15 protein-coding genes are annotated in these 14961 nt (G+C 47.2%); 7 read left to right on the top strand and 8 right to left on the bottom strand.

Annotation, left to right across the window (positions count from 1 at the left end):
- Positions 1-53: 53 nt before the first annotated feature.
- Positions 54-749, bottom strand: a complete 696-nt coding sequence (locus Q1A08_RS15485) for a hypothetical protein (protein WP_299774487.1) — start codon at positions 747-749, stop codon at positions 54-56.
- Between the two features lie 234 nt (positions 750-983).
- The gene (locus tag Q1A08_RS15480; protein ID WP_299774485.1) at positions 984-2045 is read right to left on the bottom strand and encodes a Glu/Leu/Phe/Val dehydrogenase dimerization domain-containing protein; all 1062 of its coding nucleotides are present in this window, start codon (positions 2043-2045) and stop codon (positions 984-986) included.
- A gap of 289 nt (positions 2046-2334) precedes the next feature.
- On the opposite strand from Q1A08_RS15480, the gene Q1A08_RS15475 reads away from it, so the two are divergent.
- The gene (locus tag Q1A08_RS15475; RefSeq protein WP_299774483.1) at positions 2335-2802 is read left to right on the top strand and encodes an Lrp/AsnC family transcriptional regulator; all 468 of its coding nucleotides are present in this window, start codon (positions 2335-2337) and stop codon (positions 2800-2802) included.
- Here the strand turns inward: Q1A08_RS15475 and Q1A08_RS15470 are convergent.
- The 3 genes from Q1A08_RS15470 to Q1A08_RS15460 form a co-directional block, all read right to left on the bottom strand.
- Complete coding sequence (locus Q1A08_RS15470; protein ID WP_299774481.1) at positions 2799-3182, bottom strand: VOC family protein; 384 nt, start codon at positions 3180-3182, stop codon at positions 2799-2801. The two genes, Q1A08_RS15475 and Q1A08_RS15470, sit on opposite strands and share 4 nt — an antisense overlap.
- 44 nt (positions 3183-3226) lie before the next feature.
- Positions 3227-4207, bottom strand: coding sequence for a threonine dehydratase (locus tag Q1A08_RS15465; protein ID WP_299774480.1), 981 nt, complete (start codon positions 4205-4207; stop codon positions 3227-3229).
- Positions 4208-4295: 88 nt separating this feature from the next.
- Positions 4296-5567, bottom strand: coding sequence for a GGDEF domain-containing protein (locus Q1A08_RS15460; protein WP_299774478.1), 1272 nt, complete (start codon positions 5565-5567; stop codon positions 4296-4298).
- Between the two features lie 320 nt (positions 5568-5887).
- Between Q1A08_RS15460 and prfB the strand changes: the two genes are divergently transcribed.
- The 4 genes from prfB (at position 5888) to Q1A08_RS15440 (ending at position 10253) form a co-directional block, all read left to right on the top strand.
- Positions 5888-6983, top strand: a protein-coding gene (gene prfB / locus Q1A08_RS15455; protein WP_299774476.1) for a peptide chain release factor 2 whose coding sequence is annotated in 2 segments (ribosomal slippage) — positions 5888-5959 and positions 5961-6983 — 1095 coding nt in all. Because the reading frame shifts where the segments join, the coding sequence is not laid out codon by codon here.
- A 35-nt stretch (positions 6984-7018) separates the two neighbouring features.
- Positions 7019-8518: a lysine--tRNA ligase gene (lysS, locus tag Q1A08_RS15450; protein WP_299774474.1), complete on the top strand. Its 1500-nt coding sequence runs from the start codon at positions 7019-7021 to the stop codon at positions 8516-8518.
- A 13-nt stretch (positions 8519-8531) separates the two neighbouring features.
- The gene (gene ung, locus Q1A08_RS15445; RefSeq protein WP_299774473.1) at positions 8532-9224 is read left to right on the top strand and encodes a uracil-DNA glycosylase; all 693 of its coding nucleotides are present in this window, start codon (positions 8532-8534) and stop codon (positions 9222-9224) included.
- A gap of 141 nt (positions 9225-9365) precedes the next feature.
- A complete protein-coding gene (locus tag Q1A08_RS15440; RefSeq protein WP_299774471.1) occupies positions 9366-10253 on the top strand; it encodes a class I SAM-dependent methyltransferase in 888 nt (295 codons plus the stop codon).
- Here Q1A08_RS15440 and Q1A08_RS15435 read toward each other — a convergent pair.
- Together Q1A08_RS15435 and Q1A08_RS15430 are read right to left on the bottom strand one after the other, a co-directional pair.
- Positions 10250-11086 (bottom strand): HDOD domain-containing protein, encoded by an 837-nt coding sequence (locus tag Q1A08_RS15435; RefSeq protein ID WP_299774470.1) that lies wholly within the window; start codon positions 11084-11086, stop codon positions 10250-10252. The genes Q1A08_RS15440 and Q1A08_RS15435 overlap by 4 nt on opposite strands.
- Positions 11087-11137: 51 nt before the next feature.
- Positions 11138-12139 (bottom strand): hypothetical protein, encoded by a 1002-nt coding sequence (locus Q1A08_RS15430; RefSeq protein WP_299774469.1) that lies wholly within the window; start codon positions 12137-12139, stop codon positions 11138-11140.
- A gap of 108 nt (positions 12140-12247) precedes the next feature.
- On the opposite strand from Q1A08_RS15430, the gene Q1A08_RS15425 reads away from it, so the two are divergent.
- A complete protein-coding gene (locus Q1A08_RS15425; protein ID WP_299774468.1) occupies positions 12248-12493 on the top strand; it encodes a succinate dehydrogenase assembly factor 2 in 246 nt (81 codons plus the stop codon).
- A 229-nt stretch (positions 12494-12722) separates the two neighbouring features.
- On the top strand, positions 12723-13058 hold the full coding sequence (locus Q1A08_RS15420) for a hypothetical protein (RefSeq protein WP_299774467.1): 336 nt from the start codon (positions 12723-12725) through the stop codon (positions 13056-13058).
- A gap of 16 nt (positions 13059-13074) precedes the next feature.
- Here Q1A08_RS15420 and nadB read toward each other — a convergent pair whose 3' ends face one another.
- Entirely contained in the window at positions 13075-14706 is a 1632-nt protein-coding gene (nadB, locus tag Q1A08_RS15415; protein WP_299774465.1) for an L-aspartate oxidase, read from the bottom strand.
- Positions 14707-14961: the final 255 nt, after the last annotated feature.

The raw sequence follows: 14961 nt of genomic DNA, 5'->3' as shown, positions 1-14961 counted from the left end.
TGTAAAGTACCTTATCCGAGATAAGGTACTTGATTGCTAGCGCGACATAATTTCTACTGATGCTTTTCGATCAGTGTGCTGGCCCAGTAGAAGTTTGGCTGGATAGCAACTGCTGCACGCCAGTCATTTAGTGCCTTATTGCTCTCACCCAGTTCCATTTGTGCAAGACCGCGCCATACATAAGCTTCCGCAAGACCCCAATGGTAACCAGAGTCGCTGTCATCAGCGTATTGATTAATGGCAGAGCTTAGTGACTTGATGGCTGTGGTCTTGCTGCCACCAAACAAAGTTGGGGTAAAGTAATCGCTTACGCCTGACACCAAATTAACTCTTGGGTTTTCGGGGGCAAGCTCTTTTGCTTTGGCGATGCTTTTACCAGCCTTGGGGCCGTAGTACATGCCTTTCATTGGATTAAAGCCGATCTTGGTGCCGTAGATATGTCCCAATAGAGCCCAAGCTTCTGGGTTTTCAGGCTCTTCGGCCGTTAGACCTTCCATAGTTTCCATGGCTTGATCTAAGGCTGCGTTAGCGGCTTCGCTGTCGGCTTTTACATTAAAGCTTACCGCAAGGCGATAGTTGGCCAGTGCGCTATCATAACTGTCACTGCTTTGGCTCAGCTCCTGTAGACTGACGGTGTCGAGGGCGCGAGCTGCGGCTTCGATGTCATTGATGGTGGCTTGGTCCGCTAGGATGCTCATGCTGTTTAGACTAAAGATACCAATAACCGTTGCTAAGATTTGCTTTTTCATAATGATCTCCCGAGGGCTGTTGTTTAATGTGGGATCAGTATGCTTAAGCTCAGCAAAAGTTTTTAGAGAGCTTTGTCAGGAGTTTCGGGTGACAAATGTCATAAGATGAAAAATGACTTGAATGGGCGACGGCTTATTAGTGTCAACAGTCCTTAGGGCGGGTGGGTTGATAAGATGGAGGAGCCCTAGTATTGAAGTCGGGGAAGGCAGTGAGAACCTACCTTCCCCATAGTTTTAGCTCGCGGCGCGTAGGTCTTCAGTAGCGTTAAAGCGTTGCTCAGCAACCTGATCAGCGACAAGGTTGGTCGGTAAACCTTGTTCTTGGGCGCGTCCAAAGATCTCTTCTAAGGTGTGCGCAATAGTATCGACGTGGGCTAGCATTTCCTCGCGACTCTTAACTTCACGCTGGTAGGCGATATCAATGATGCCACCGGCATTCAAAACGTAATCCGGAGTGTACAGAATGCCTTTTTCTAAAAGGGTTTCAGCAACTTGTGCTTGCGCCAGCTGGTTATTGGCGGCGCCAGCGATGACTTTGGCCTGGAGTTCATGCACGGTATCTTGGTTAATGCTGCCGCCCAAAGCGCAGGGGGCAAACACGTCAGCTTGCACGCCGTAAATTTCAGTAGGGGCAACCACGGTAGCGCCAAGTTGTTCTGCAGCACGCTCACTATTTTGGGCGAAGATGTCGCTTACGATAAGCTCAGCACCAGCTTCTTTTAGATGTCGAGCCAAATGAAAGCCAACATTCCCAACGCCCTGAATGGCGACTTTTAAGCCAGTCAGGTCGCTTTGGCCGAAGCGATGCTTCACTGCGGCCTTCAAGCCCACAAAAGTGCCGTAAGCCGTAGTAGGGGATGGATCACCACCGTGTTCACCTTCGGGATTAATACCGGCAACGTAATCTGTACTACGAGAGATGACTTCCATATCGGGTACCGAGGTGCCCGAGTCTTCGGCGGTAATATAGGCACCGGAAAGACCATTAATATACTCCCCCAGTGCTAGTAGCATGGCTTCGCTTTTATCGGCACGTGGATCACCAATAATGACGCATTTACCGCCGCCCAGTTTTAGCCCTGCAACAGCAGACTTATAAGTCATGCCCTTAGATAGGCGTAGCACATCAGTGAGTGCATGTTGAAAAGAGGCGTAGGGCCACATACGGCAACCGCCCAGCGATGGGCCAAGGTTGGTATTGTGGATAGCAACAATGGCTTTTAAGCCGGATTGTGGGTGGTTAAAAAACGCCACCTGCTCATGTTGGTCAAAGTCTGGATGGTCAAAAACAGACATAATCTCGCCTCGTTCTTTCTAATTCATTGTTCTGATTGATGTCGAGCTTAATGGGCTCGCATAGCCCTCAAATATAGTCCTATCCAGATGTAAAATTTATGCCTTTATTTAGATAATACGGCTTTTGAGTGAATAATAATTACCTTGATAATGTGTTTAGGGTATAAAATATTCTCTGTTGCTGCGGGCGTGGCTTTAAAAGATACTTCCATATGCAAAAATCTAGATTGCTTGCGGAGCCTGCCTTCTATGCAGTCAGGTTTTAGGTCAATTGATAAAAGGGGTAAACATGGATCTCGATAAAGTCGACCGTAAGATACTCAAGCTTATTCAGCGGGATGCCAGCCTGACGGCCTCAGAAATCGCTGAGCGGGTAAACCTCTCCCAGCCGCCTTGCTGGCGCCGAATAAAGAGGCTTGAGGAAGCCGGTTATATTAGGGCGAGAGTAGGGCTGCTTAATCGACAAATGTTGGGTTTAAACACTGTCATCTATACCGAAGTTAAGCTTACCGCCAATGGTCGACAAGAATTGCATGCCTTTGAGGAGCGGATTCGGGAAGTCGATGAAGTGACGGAGTGTTATGTGATGCTGGGCAGAGTGGATTTTCTATTACGTATCGTTACTAAAGATATGGAGCACTACGAGCGCTTGTATCGTGATGTTTTATCCCAACTGCCAGGGGTGCAAGAATTCAACTCTAGTGTGGCGATGAGCGAAATTAAATTGAGCACAGAGCTGCCCTTGGATACGGTTTAATGGTGGTTTTCGATTGAAGCAAGGCGGCTTTGCAGGTTGCCAACATGCAATTCCAGTTGATGTCCGTCTGGATCTAAAAAGTAAAAGGAATCGCCTTCGCTGCTATTGTCTTGCCACTGTTGGACATTGGCGGCCTGCAATTTCTCTTGCCAGATATCAAAATCTTCTTGAGCTACGCTAAAAGCTAAATGGTTATAGCCTTGCGGCGCAGCTTGGTAGTTTCCCTTTTCTATAAGGCAAAACCATAAATTGCCGCAGCTTAAGTATGCGCCCTTATCCCAGCGATGCTCGATATCAAACTGCAGTAGGCCATGATAGAAAATAAGGGATTTTTCGAGGCTACTGCAGCTTAAGGTAATATGATTTAAACCGTTAATCATAGTAATTTAGGCATAGTAATTTAGGCATAGCTATTTAGATGTTGTTAGGCAGGCATTGCCGGTGTATTGCCTTGCAAAACTTGGCTAAACAATTCGCGATCGATATTAGCGCCACTCAATACTAGGCCAATATTCTTATTCTGTTGTTGATCAAGTTCTTGCTTGAGTGCAGCGAGCGCAGCAGCGCCAGCACCTTCAGCAACAGTGTGGCAACATGAAAATAGCTGTCGCTGGGCTGAAGCTATTTCGTCATCACTTACACTGACAATTCGATTGGCACCATTTTGAATGATATCCATGGCGGCTGCTTGAGGTTCACGACAGGCCATGCCGTCGGCATAGGTATTGACACTGTCGGTGCTAATTAATTTCTCTTGTTCGAATGATTGCTTAATGGCATCGGCACCAGTAGAAACCACCCCAATAACTTCGGTATCCAACTGAAGTAAGTCCCTAATGGTTATAACGGCGCAAATACCTGAACCCATTCCAATGGGGACATAAACCGCATCAAGGGGCTGGCTATTGAACATTTCATAAGCGTAGCTAGCCACCCCCAAAACCAAATCTCGGTGGAAGGAGGGCACCATATGCCAGGCCCTTTCTTCTGCCATTTGCGCAGCGACTTTCCTGGATTCGTCAAAGTCTTTTCCTGCTATTACAAGCTCAGCCCCAAAGGCTTGCATGGCGGCATTTTTCTCAATTGAATTACCTTCTGGCACAACAATCAGAGCTTTGAGCCCCAGCTTGGCAGCGGCCATGGCGATTGATTGTCCATGATTGCCGCGCGTAGCCGATGCGACGCCTTGGCAGGCTGGATCACGCTTTAATAGGTTTTCCAGATATACTAAGCCGCCTCTTACTTTAAAGGCGCCGGTTGGATTGTGGTTTTCATGCTTAAGAAATGCTGAGCAACTTAGCTCTTGGCTCAGCAGTGGCCACTGTCGGCAGGGACTGGGGTTTAAGGTTTGATAAACTTGGGGTAATACAGCTTCTAACTCTGCCAGCTCAAACAGGGGTTGCATTTTAGCCTCGTAACAAGATCTTTATTCACAGGGGTTGTTTTAGCATGAATATTTTTGCAGGCCAAGTTTTGGTCCGCGGAGGCTGAATTTAGTTTGAAATTGCTAACAGTGGTTTTGAACTGCTGCAATCACCTTGTTGTGCTCGATTACGGCCAGATTGCTTGGCTTGGTACATGGCGCCATCTGCTCTTTGCAGCATGGTTTCCAAGTCATAGTGGTTGCTACTATCTACCCAGCCAATACTCACTGTGTAGGCGATGCAGTGCTTGCGATCAATATAATTTTCTTGGGCGACAAGACAACAAAGTTCGTTTAAAAACTTTTCACATTGTTGAGCATCCATATTGGGCAAAAGCAATACAAACTCTTCACCACCATAGCGTACAAAGGTATCCGATTGGCGAACACGATTGCCGACGATTTTGCAAAAGTGTTGCAAGATATGATCGCCAACCTGATGGCCAAAGTTGTCATTAATTTTTTTAAAATGATCGATATCCATCAAGGCAAGGCAAACGGAGTTGGCGTGCCTGCGATGGTATTGTAAGTACTGTGGTCCGTATTCAGATAAATACTTGCGATTGTTTATTCGGGTGAGATGATCCTTCATGGAGAGGCTTACTAGTTCTTTATGGTGACGATTAAAACGTATATTAATCATCACAAAGATTGATGCTACCAATAGAGCATTTAAGCCCAATAGTATCGGCAATGATCTTGCTAAGCTTTCTTCTCTTTGGTGTAGCCCCCGAAGCTTATCGGCTAATCGCTTATTTAGCAGAATCAAAAACTGATCGATAGGGGCCATAATGCTGTGTTTGGCTTCTTTGTAGCGCGCACCAAATAGCAGGGCCTTGGCTTTTTCTTTATCACTTGCGGCTAGTGCAAATGCCTGTTGCTCAATGAGGGCCAGCTTATCTGATTGGTTTTGAGCCAATCTCAGAAGGGCGAATTCAGTTTCGCTATACGGCATTTGGTTCATTAAATCGCTCAGCGCGACACTTTCTTGCCCGTAATGCAGGGAGTTACGCTCACTCTCATTGAGATTCCAGTAGGTGGCGTGATAATCCTGCGGCCTCGGGGCCGTGCCGTCACGAATAGCCAGGACCTGTTCAAATGACTCTAAATATTGCGCTTTACCGGTAACCACATAGTTTTGCGCAAAAAAGGTAAGCTGATCTGAGCTTTGCTGTAGCTCATTGGCGAGGGCCACCATGTCAAAGCGGGTGTTCTCTACTATGGCAATTTCATGGGTGAGTCGATAAAAATTGTGAATTAGATAGGCGCTATAAATTAACAGGCCTAAAAGCAGGGCCTGTAGAGCATAGAAGTAGCGATGAAAGCCTGCGGACAGTCTCATATATCTGCTTTACCCATGATCACCATTACTCCTTAGCTAGCTGCCTAGACAATATCCTTGAATTTGCTAACGGCCATGGAAAGGGATAGTTGAGTAAACCATTAAAGAAATAGGGCTTTTCATGATAAACGGTCATGATATTTCGGAGTATGACAGATAGAGGAGGGCGCCGGTTCTCGCATAGTTAAATCGAGTGCCACCCTAGAGTTGCTGGGGGCCTTGGGGTACAATTCGCGCCTTTCAAATTACCAGTGCAGCCCCATAAAGATGGGCCAAATAGGCTGGTGATGCATTAATGAACAGTGATTTAGTGACTCTTTATGGAAATCAACCCCATTATTAACCAGTTAAAAGACCTGCAAACGCGTACCGATACGCTTAGGGGGTATCTTTGACTATGAACACAAGAAAGAGCGCTTAGACGAGGTTGAGCTTCTGCTGGGTGAGCCTGATGTTTGGAACGACCAGGACAAAGCCCAGGAACTTGGCCGCGAACGATCCTCTTTGGAGGCGGTGGTAGAGACCATAGATACCCTCAATGCGGGTATAGCCGATGCCCACGAATTGTTGGAAATGGCTGTCGAAGAGGACGATGAAGATACGGTTGCTGAGGTAGAGGCCGAGATAGAAGGGCTAAATCAACACCTGGCCAAATTAGAGTTTCGCCGTATGTTCTCCGGCGAGATGGATCCCAACAATGCCTATCTTGATATCCAATCAGGTTCAGGCGGCACCGAGGCTCAGGATTGGGCCGAAATGGTATTGCGCATGTATCTGCGTTGGGGAGAGGCCAAAGGCTTTAAGACCTCCTTAGAAGAAGCATCAGCAGGTGATGTGGCGGGTATTAAATCGGCCACCATTCGCTTTGAAGGTGAATATGCCTTTGGTTGGCTACGCACTGAAACCGGTGTTCATCGTTTGGTGCGTAAATCGCCCTTTGATTCGGGTAATCGTCGCCATACCTCTTTTTGTTCGGTATTTGCTTCCCCAGAGATTGATGACAATATCGAAATTGATATCAATCCGGCTGATGTTCGTACCGACACCTATCGTGCATCGGGTGCAGGTGGACAGCACGTCAACAAAACCGATTCTGCAGTGCGTTTAACTCACGAACCCACCGGTATCGTCGCGGAATGTCAGAGCCAGCGCTCGCAACATAAAAACCGCGATCAAGCCTGGAAGATGCTGCGTGCAAAATTGTACGAGCAGGAAATGCTTAAGCGTAACGAAGAAAAGCAAGCCGCCGAGGACAGCAAAGCTGATATCGGTTGGGGTAGCCAAATTCGTTCTTATGTTTTGGATGATCAGCGCATTAAAGATTTACGCACCAGCGTGCAAACCAGCAATTGCCAATCGGTTTTGGATGGCAATCTGGATCAATTTATTGAAGCCAGCTTAAAAGCCGGCCTGTAAAATTTCTGAATTAACTACTGACAAGAGCTTTAACCATGAGCGATAACAAGCCACAAGACGAAAACAAATTAGTAGCGGTGCGTCGTGAAAAACTCGCTGCACTGCGCGACGCTGAAGGCCCCACCTTTCCAAACGATTTTCGCCCGAAACATAAAGCTCAGGACGTACAAGATAAACACACTGAAATCAGCAAAGAAGCTCTAGAAGAAGACGATATTCAAATTTCCGTGGCAGGTCGAGTGATGGCAATGCGCGGCCCTTGGATTGTTATTCGCGATGTTAGCGGTACTATTCAATTGTACATCACCAAAGAGGCACGTCCCTTTGCAAAGAAGCTTGACCTAGGTGATATCGTTGGCTGTGAAGGTAAATTGCATCGTTCGGGTAAAGGCGATCTTTACGTTAACATGGACAGCTACCAGCTGCTGACCAAATCTTTGCGCCCGCTACCTGATAAATACCACGGCTTAGCTGATCAGGAAATGCGTTATCGCCAGCGTTATGTCGATTTAATTGTTAACCCTGAAGTGCGCGATGTTTTCCGTACCCGTTCAAAAGTTATCGAGTTTATTCGCAGCTATTTAAACGGCCAAGATTATATGGAAGTGGAAACGCCAATGTTACAGGCGATTCCAGGTGGTGCAACAGCCCGTCCTTTCGTAACCCACCACAATGCTTTGGATATCGATATGTATCTTCGTATCGCACCAGAGTTATACCTCAAGCGTTTGGTTGTCGGTGGCTTTGAGCGTGTTTACGAAATTAACCGTAACTTCCGTAATGAAGGTTTGTCGACTCGTCACAACCCTGAGTTCACCATGTTGGAATTCTACCAGGCCTACGCAGATTACAATGATCTGATGGATCTCACCGAAGATATGTTGCGCAAAATGGCCGATGCTGTGTTGGGCACTACTAAGGTTCGCAATACGGTGAAAAACGCCGAAGGTGAAGTAGAAAGCGAGACCATTTACGATTTCGAAAAGCCTTTTGATCGTATTTCGGTATTTGATTCTATCCTGAAGTACAGCCCAGATATGGATCCAGCTGAGCTTGCTGATGAGCAGGGCGCTCGCAAGATTGCCGAAGGCTTGGGCATCCCAATGAAAGATATTTGGGGTTTAGGCAAGGTACAGATCGAGATCTTTGAAAAAACCGTTGAACATCGTTTGGATAATCCAACCTTTATTACTCAGTACCCAGCTGAGGTTTCACCGCTGGCGCGTCGTAATGATGACAACCCATTTGTTACCGATCGTTTTGAGTTTTTTGTCGGTGGCCGTGAAATCGCAAACGGTTTCTCAGAGCTTAATGATGCGGAAGATCAGGCTGAGCGCTTTTCGCAGCAAGTTGCCGAAAAAGACGCCGGTGACGATGAAGCCATGCATTACGATGCCGACTATGTTCGCGCATTGGAATATGGTTTACCACCAACGGCGGGTGAGGGCATCGGTATCGACCGTTTGGTAATGCTGCTCACGGATTCTCCGTCAATCCGCGACGTCTTGCTATTCCCAGCTATGCGTCCGGAATAATTAGGCTTTACTTGTGAACAATGCTCGTGATATTCAGTTAGACAGCAGTTGGAAAGAACTTCTCGCCGAAGAATTTGAGAAGCCCTATATGCAACAGCTGGGCGATTTTTTGCGAGCCGAAAAAACGGCGGGTAAAACCATTTACCCACCCGGCCCATTAATGTTTAACGCTCTTAATAGCACACCTTTTGACAAGGTAAAGGTCGTGGTTTTAGGTCAGGACCCATATCATGGCCCAGATCAAGCTCATGGTTTGAGCTTTTCTGTGCCAGCCGGTGTGCGAATCCCCCCCTCCTTATTGAACATTTATAAAGAAATTGAGCGTGATTTAGCATTGCCCATTCCGAACCATGGTTGTTTGCAAAGTTGGGCCGATCAGGGAGTGTTGCTGCTTAACGCTACGCTTTCTGTACAGCAGGCAAATGCTGGCTCCCACCAGAAAAAAGGTTGGGAGCAGTTTACCGACCATATAGTTGCTTTGTTAAACGAGCAGCGTGAAGGCTTGGTGTTTCTACTTTGGGGTAGCTACGCCCAAAAGAAAGGACGTATTATTGATGCCAATAAGCACTGCGTTCTTAAATCTGTTCACCCCTCTCCGTTATCAGCCCATCGAGGCTTTTTAGGCTGCGGTCATTTCTCTGCTGCGAACCAATATTTGCAACAGCGGGGGCTAAGTCCCATTAATTGGTCAGTACCGACTGTCTAAGTTAGCATTAGCCCCGCTTAGCTTGTGGTTTATTGTTATTTTTGACGACTTTTTCTACGAAAGCTTAGCTTTTTGTGATATTTCCGTGAGCAATTAAGCTCATGCTTAGGCCTTATAAATAAAACAATTATAGGCCCGTGAGTGAATAGCCATCTAAGTTGGTCGCATTATTGGCGTGGTGGTGCAGGTGAATCTTTGCAAGCTCACCCAGCTAGCCCTTTGTACGGTTTCGTCTCCGAGTATTTTCTCAATAGAATCAAAGCACAAGAATCTGTGTTGGATATCGCGACGGGTAATGGAGCGCTTTTGCGACGGCTGCCCGCTGAACACGATGGTCTATGTGCTGGGGTTGATTACAGTGATATTTCTCCGCAGCCAGAGCTACGAAACAGGCATAACTTCGCGCGAATGGATGGCTCGAGCCTAGGCTTTTCGGCCAATAGCTTCGACTGGGTAGTAAGCCAGTTTGGTTTTGAGTATGTAGCGAGGGAGCCGGCATTAGCTGAATTGTTTCGGGTTTTACGTGATCAGGCTCAAGTCTTGTTTTTGTGTCATCGAGAAGGCTCTTACCTCTGCGTTCATTCTAAGCAACAGTTGCTGGAAGCGAAGCTAATAATGGCCAGCCCTTTATTTCTATTGGCTAGACAATGGCTCAAGTGTCATCAATACGAGCAATTTGAGCGTTGTGAGCTCAAGTCATGTATGGATTCCTTGTTTGCCCAGATTCGCTTGCCAAAAGAATCGAGTTTATTGTTGGCTCTACTTCATGGTGTAATGCAATGGATTCGGGACGTGCAATCCGGTCGTTATTCAGAGCGACAAGCCCAACAGATAATTCATCAGTGGATAGTGGAAGTAGAGGCAAATATTGAGCGTTTAGAGCATCAACTGAACGTAGCTTTGAGCGCAAAAGAGCAGACGTATTTAAGCGAGGAGTTTAGGCGTGAAGGCTTTAAAGCCAAGACCGTAGCCCTGGGTGAAAAGGGGCGGTCATTGGCTTGGGGGATGTACTTTTCGAGGCAGGGCTAAGCTAGCATGGACATTGCCGCTTCCATTTCAGCGGAAATATCTTCACCTTCAGCATCTTCCATATTGGGGTCTAGACCCAGACGCTTAAATGCGTTGACGGTTGCATAGTCTGTGTTGGCAAATGGATGATTTCCGCCCATATAGTTTTGTAGCATGGCGACGGTGACAATATCGGCATAACTGACTTCATCACTTTCCCGAGTAAAGTCTAAGTGCTGGCTAGGTACGTGCACTAATTCCGGTGAAAATTCCCAAGTACTTAAAATTTTATCGCCCAGCTCTGCGCCCAGATCATAGATAAGCATATCCAAAACGAAGGGGTTGTTTAAAGATTCTGGGTTTTCTTCGGCATATTTAAATATCGGTAGGGTGCCTATATTATGCACCAGGCCTGCGAGAGTTGCTTGGTCTGGTTGTAAGTCAGTGCGAAATTTGCACAGCACATTACACATGCCAGCAATTTCACTAGAACGGCTCCAAACTTCACGGATTCGACGGTCGATTTCCTTCGACTTGGCTTGGAACATTTGTTCCATAGCAAGCCCCATAGCTAGGGAGGCCGTAAACTGCAGGCCTAAGCGAGAAAGGGCCATTTGCAGATTGGTAATTTCCTGGGCGCCACGCATTGTTGGGCTATTGGCTACTTTAATAATTCTAGCGGTTAGCGCTACATCATTGCCAATTACCTTATTTAGATCCATTACACCGGCGTCGGGGTCTTCAGCGACCTCGCGCACTTGCAAAGCTATCTCAGGCAGGCTGGGCAGTACCAATTCGTCATTATCAATGGCGGAAAGAATATCTGTACGGGCTTGGGCCGCTAGTGGATTCATTGCGTCGTCTCGTTTCAAGCTGCATTTAGGCCGCCAACGAGCGACCGGTGTTTAAGTTATAGCATATGGCAGCGGTTCTATCGTGAAATTCCAGGGTCCATCCTCAGACAATGCTAGCTCGGCTTGCTCAGCACCGTCTTTGACAACGGCTAATGCTTCAAGGCCTTGAGGCCCCTTGGCAAAGTTAACCAATTCACCAATAGCTTTTTTGTCGGCACTGTAAACGCTCATGCCGCTCTTTAAGCTTTCAAGTTCAGCTTGCGCTTCGCCTTTCTTCTCAATAAGGCGAACGGTGTGTCGCTTAACGTTACCCCGGTACTGCATTCTGGCGATAATTTCCTGGCCGGTATAACAACCTTTCTGGTAGTTGATACCGTCTAGTTCATTGAAATTGAGCATCTGAGGAATGATAGCTTCCTCGACCCCGGATTCAATTTCAGCGATCCCCGCTTGAATATCCAATAACTTCCAATGGGAGTTATCGACCAATGTGGCATCAGACTTTAGCTGTTCAAGCAAATTCTTTATCTTTTCTTGTTTTGCCCAGAGTTCAAAGCGTCCACCGCCTACATCTAGCACTTGTACGCCATCGTTACAGCTGCTATTGCCTTCAGTTATGGAAAGCTCCCACGCGGACAGCTGTTGCTCAGCTTGTTCGCCGGCTAGGCCTAAGCCGATTAGCTGGTCACTCACGCTAAGCTCAACCTTTGAAAAGATCGCATACTTGGCCAGAGCGGCGAGTGCGGAGTCGCTAATACTATGGCGTAAAGTAAGAAGGATGTGCTCGTCAGTAAGGGCGCTGGCGCGAAAACTGCTGATCATGCGCCCTTTGTGATTACAGTGGGCACCTAGTCGCCATTGGCTGGGCTTAACGTCATCTAAGTTGCAGGTCAGTTGCCCCTGTAAGAACTTCTTGCTGTCTGGGCCTTGCACTGCAATGGCACATTTGTGATCCAAGCTGCAAAGCTGTAGCGGGCTATGATAAGTCTCCGCCTTTTCGCTGCTACTTTGCTTGAGAGATAAGGATTGCTTAAGTTCTGACCAGTTGCTCATGGTGATTCCTAATTGATTTAGCCCGATATTGTAAAATATTTTTTAACATCTGTGGTCGCTGTCGCAAGCTTTCAATTATAATTAGCCAAAGCTGAAATTGAGGTAGCTATGGAGAAGAATCGCCTATTTTGGGGCAGCCGTCGGGGCATGCTAGAGCTAGATCTGGTGCTGTTGCCATTTCTAGAAAATATTTATCCTAGTCTTGAGCAAGAAGACAAGGAGCGTTATTGGGCGCTTTTGGAGTGTGAAGATCAAGATATGTTTGCTTGGTTTTTAAAGCGCCAAGACCCTGAAGACCCAGAGCTGCTGAAAATTGTGACGATTATTCGTAATAACACCGGCCTGCAAGACTAGGGTTTTGGCTCAGCTGCTGCCGCCAAGTAAATCTTCGGGCGGAGCCGTTGAGGCCTTTAGGCTGCCTTTGCAGCCTTCTCGTTTTCTATCTTTTTCTTTGTGCACTTTGCATCTCCTTATAGCCATCTGCGCCCTGTGGTTTTTCCCTTTAATCAACAAATGGCTTTTCGGATTCATTGTTCTCGTTCTTCTGCTCAGTTGTGCGACGTGGCTACTTAAGCATTGGTCTATGTCGGCCTTTCAGCTGTGTTGCTGCTCTCGTGAGCGTGGTGGCCTTGAGTTTACGCTGCAATCCGTCGACGAGGAGCTTTTGAGGGCGCCTGGCCTAGAGCTAGAGTGGCAGCATTATGAAATGATGATTTGGCGAGTTAAGCTATCTTCTCGTGGACTTTCAACACTGTTATTGGCGCAACAACATCAAGATAGATCAGCAAAGGTTTATGAATTCTATGGCCGATTCTTGTCTTTGCTACCAGATCATAGAATAGGGTGGCGCCTGCTTTTAATGCGTCGTTGCCATGATGCAAATAAGTGGCGCCTGTTATGTCAGCGAATCAACTACTAATAATTATTGTAGCGCTCTAAGAGTTTTGAGAGCTATTGACGATTAAATCTTGCCCTGCGAAATTCATGGGCACCAAAATCGTGTCTTTCGCAACAGCCGATAGTTCGGGATAGTCCAAAGAATAATGCAGGCCTCGACTCTCCTTGCGGCTCATAGCGGAGCGGATAATTAATTCTGCGACTGTTGCTAAGTTTCTGAGTTCAATCTGGTCATTGCTGACTTTGTAGTTGCTGTAGTATTCCGCAATTTCTTTTTGCAGCAGCTTAATTCTGTGGGTGGCCCTTTCTAAGCGTTTACGGGTTCTTACAATGCCGACGTAATCCCACATAAATCGACGTAGCTCGTCCCAGTTGTGGGAAATAACCACATCTTCATCAGAATCGGTCACACGGGAGGCATCCCAGGGGGCGATGCTTTGAATGTCGGCGACATCGCTAATTGTGTCACTGATGTGTCGTGCGGCCGCCTGAGCATAAACGATACATTCAAGAAGCGAGTTACTGGCCATTCGGTTTGCGCCATGCAGGCCTGTAAATGAGGTTTCACCGATCGCATAAAGCTGCTGTAAATCGGTTTGGCCTTTGTGATCGACTACGATTCCGCCGCAGGTGTAGTGGGCCGCAGGTACGACTGGAATCCATTCTTTGGTGATATCAATACCGAATTCAAGACAGCGTGCTTTTACGGTAGGGAAGTGCTCTGCGATAAAGGCTTCGGGCTTATGGCTGATATCGAGGTACAAGCAGTCACTACCTAGGCGCTTCATTTCATGGTCAATGGCGCGGGCGACAATATCTCGCGGGGCCAACTCTTCTCGCTCATCAAAGCGATGCATAAAGCGCTCACCATTAGGTAGGCGTAGGTACGCTCCCTCACCACGTAGAGCTTCGGTAATCAAGAATGATTTCGCCTTCGGGTGAAATAGACAAGTCGGGTGAAACTGATTGAATTCCATATTGGCCACCCGGCATCCTGCGCGCCAAGCCATTGCGATGCCATCACCGGATGCACCGTCTGGGTTGCTGGTGTAAAGGTAGACTTTACTGGCTCCGCCAGTCGCTAAAATTACCGCCTTCGCTTGAAACAGATCGACCCTATCTTTCGGCCGGTTATAAACATAGGCGCCTGCACAGCGTAGCTTGCGACTGTTTGGGCTTGGTTGTTTAACTAGATCTACCGCTACGTGATGAGCATAGACATCAATGTTCTCATGGTTAAGTGTGCGGTCTGAAAGGGCCGAGTGTACAGCTTGACCGGTGGCGTCGGCGCTATGAATAATCCGTCGATGGCTATGGCCACCTTCTTTGGTTAGATGGTATTCCTCGCTTTCGGCCTCGCGGGTAAAGTCTACCCCTTGATCGATCAGCCAGCGGATAGCATCGGCGCTATTTTCGACAGTAAAACGAACAGAGTCTTCGTGGCATAAGCCAGCGCCGGCATTCAGTGTGTCTTTGACATGGGCTTCAACAGAATCTTCAGAGTCCAAAACCGCCGCGATACCACCTTGGGCGAACCAGGTTGAGCCTTGGTTAATATCGGATTTACTCAATACCGCCACTTTATACTGCTCGGCTAAATTAAGTGCTAGGGTGAGGCCTGCGGCGCCACTACCGATAATTAGCACGTCGTATTGGTGTCGAGTTTTCATTCTGTCATTCCTAAAATCCACTGGCACAGAGTGCGAAGTTGGGCGCTAGTATACCGTATCTCAAGCTTTGGGGGGCTGATGGATAATCTTTGCAAAGACAGTGGCTTAGTTTAGCTAAGTTAGGTAAAACCTCAGCATGTAATTTGCTGATTGATTTGGGAACTTGTCTCAGCTTAACCAGTCTATGAGCTATCTTAGGCTCGTCCGTGGTAAAATTAAGCCCAGAATCGGCCAGTGAATTAGTAAAAGAAAAAT

Origin of the sequence: uncultured Pseudoteredinibacter sp., from assembly GCF_947500695.1 — a bacterium.
In the GTDB taxonomy this organism is placed as follows: domain Bacteria; phylum Pseudomonadota; class Gammaproteobacteria; order Pseudomonadales; family Cellvibrionaceae; genus Pseudoteredinibacter.
Note: the sequence above shows the minus strand (reverse complement) of the source record. Positions and strands in the feature narration are given on the sequence as shown.

Coding starts and splice junctions, on each gene's coding strand:
- Q1A08_RS15485 (WP_299774487.1), bottom strand. CDS start 749: ATGAAAAAGCAAATCTTAGCAACGGTTATTGGTATCTTTAGTCTAAAC.
- Q1A08_RS15480 (WP_299774485.1), bottom strand. CDS start 2,045: ATGTCTGTTTTTGACCATCCAGACTTTGACCAACATGAGCAGGTGGCG.
- Q1A08_RS15475 (WP_299774483.1), top strand. CDS start 2,335: ATGGATCTCGATAAAGTCGACCGTAAGATACTCAAGCTTATTCAGCGG.
- Q1A08_RS15470 (WP_299774481.1), bottom strand. CDS start 3,182: ATGATTAACGGTTTAAATCATATTACCTTAAGCTGCAGTAGCCTCGAA.
- Q1A08_RS15465 (WP_299774480.1), bottom strand. CDS start 4,207: ATGCAACCCCTGTTTGAGCTGGCAGAGTTAGAAGCTGTATTACCCCAA.
- Q1A08_RS15460 (WP_299774478.1), bottom strand. CDS start 5,567: ATGAGACTGTCCGCAGGCTTTCATCGCTACTTCTATGCTCTACAGGCC.
- lysS (WP_299774474.1), top strand. CDS start 7,019: ATGAGCGATAACAAGCCACAAGACGAAAACAAATTAGTAGCGGTGCGT.
- Q1A08_RS15435 (WP_299774470.1), bottom strand. CDS start 11,086: ATGAATCCACTAGCGGCCCAAGCCCGTACAGATATTCTTTCCGCCATT.
- Q1A08_RS15430 (WP_299774469.1), bottom strand. CDS start 12,139: ATGAGCAACTGGTCAGAACTTAAGCAATCCTTATCTCTCAAGCAAAGT.
- Q1A08_RS15425 (WP_299774468.1), top strand. CDS start 12,248: ATGGAGAAGAATCGCCTATTTTGGGGCAGCCGTCGGGGCATGCTAGAG.
- Q1A08_RS15420 (WP_299774467.1), top strand. CDS start 12,723: ATGTCGGCCTTTCAGCTGTGTTGCTGCTCTCGTGAGCGTGGTGGCCTT.
- nadB (WP_299774465.1), bottom strand. CDS start 14,706: ATGAAAACTCGACACCAATACGACGTGCTAATTATCGGTAGTGGCGCC.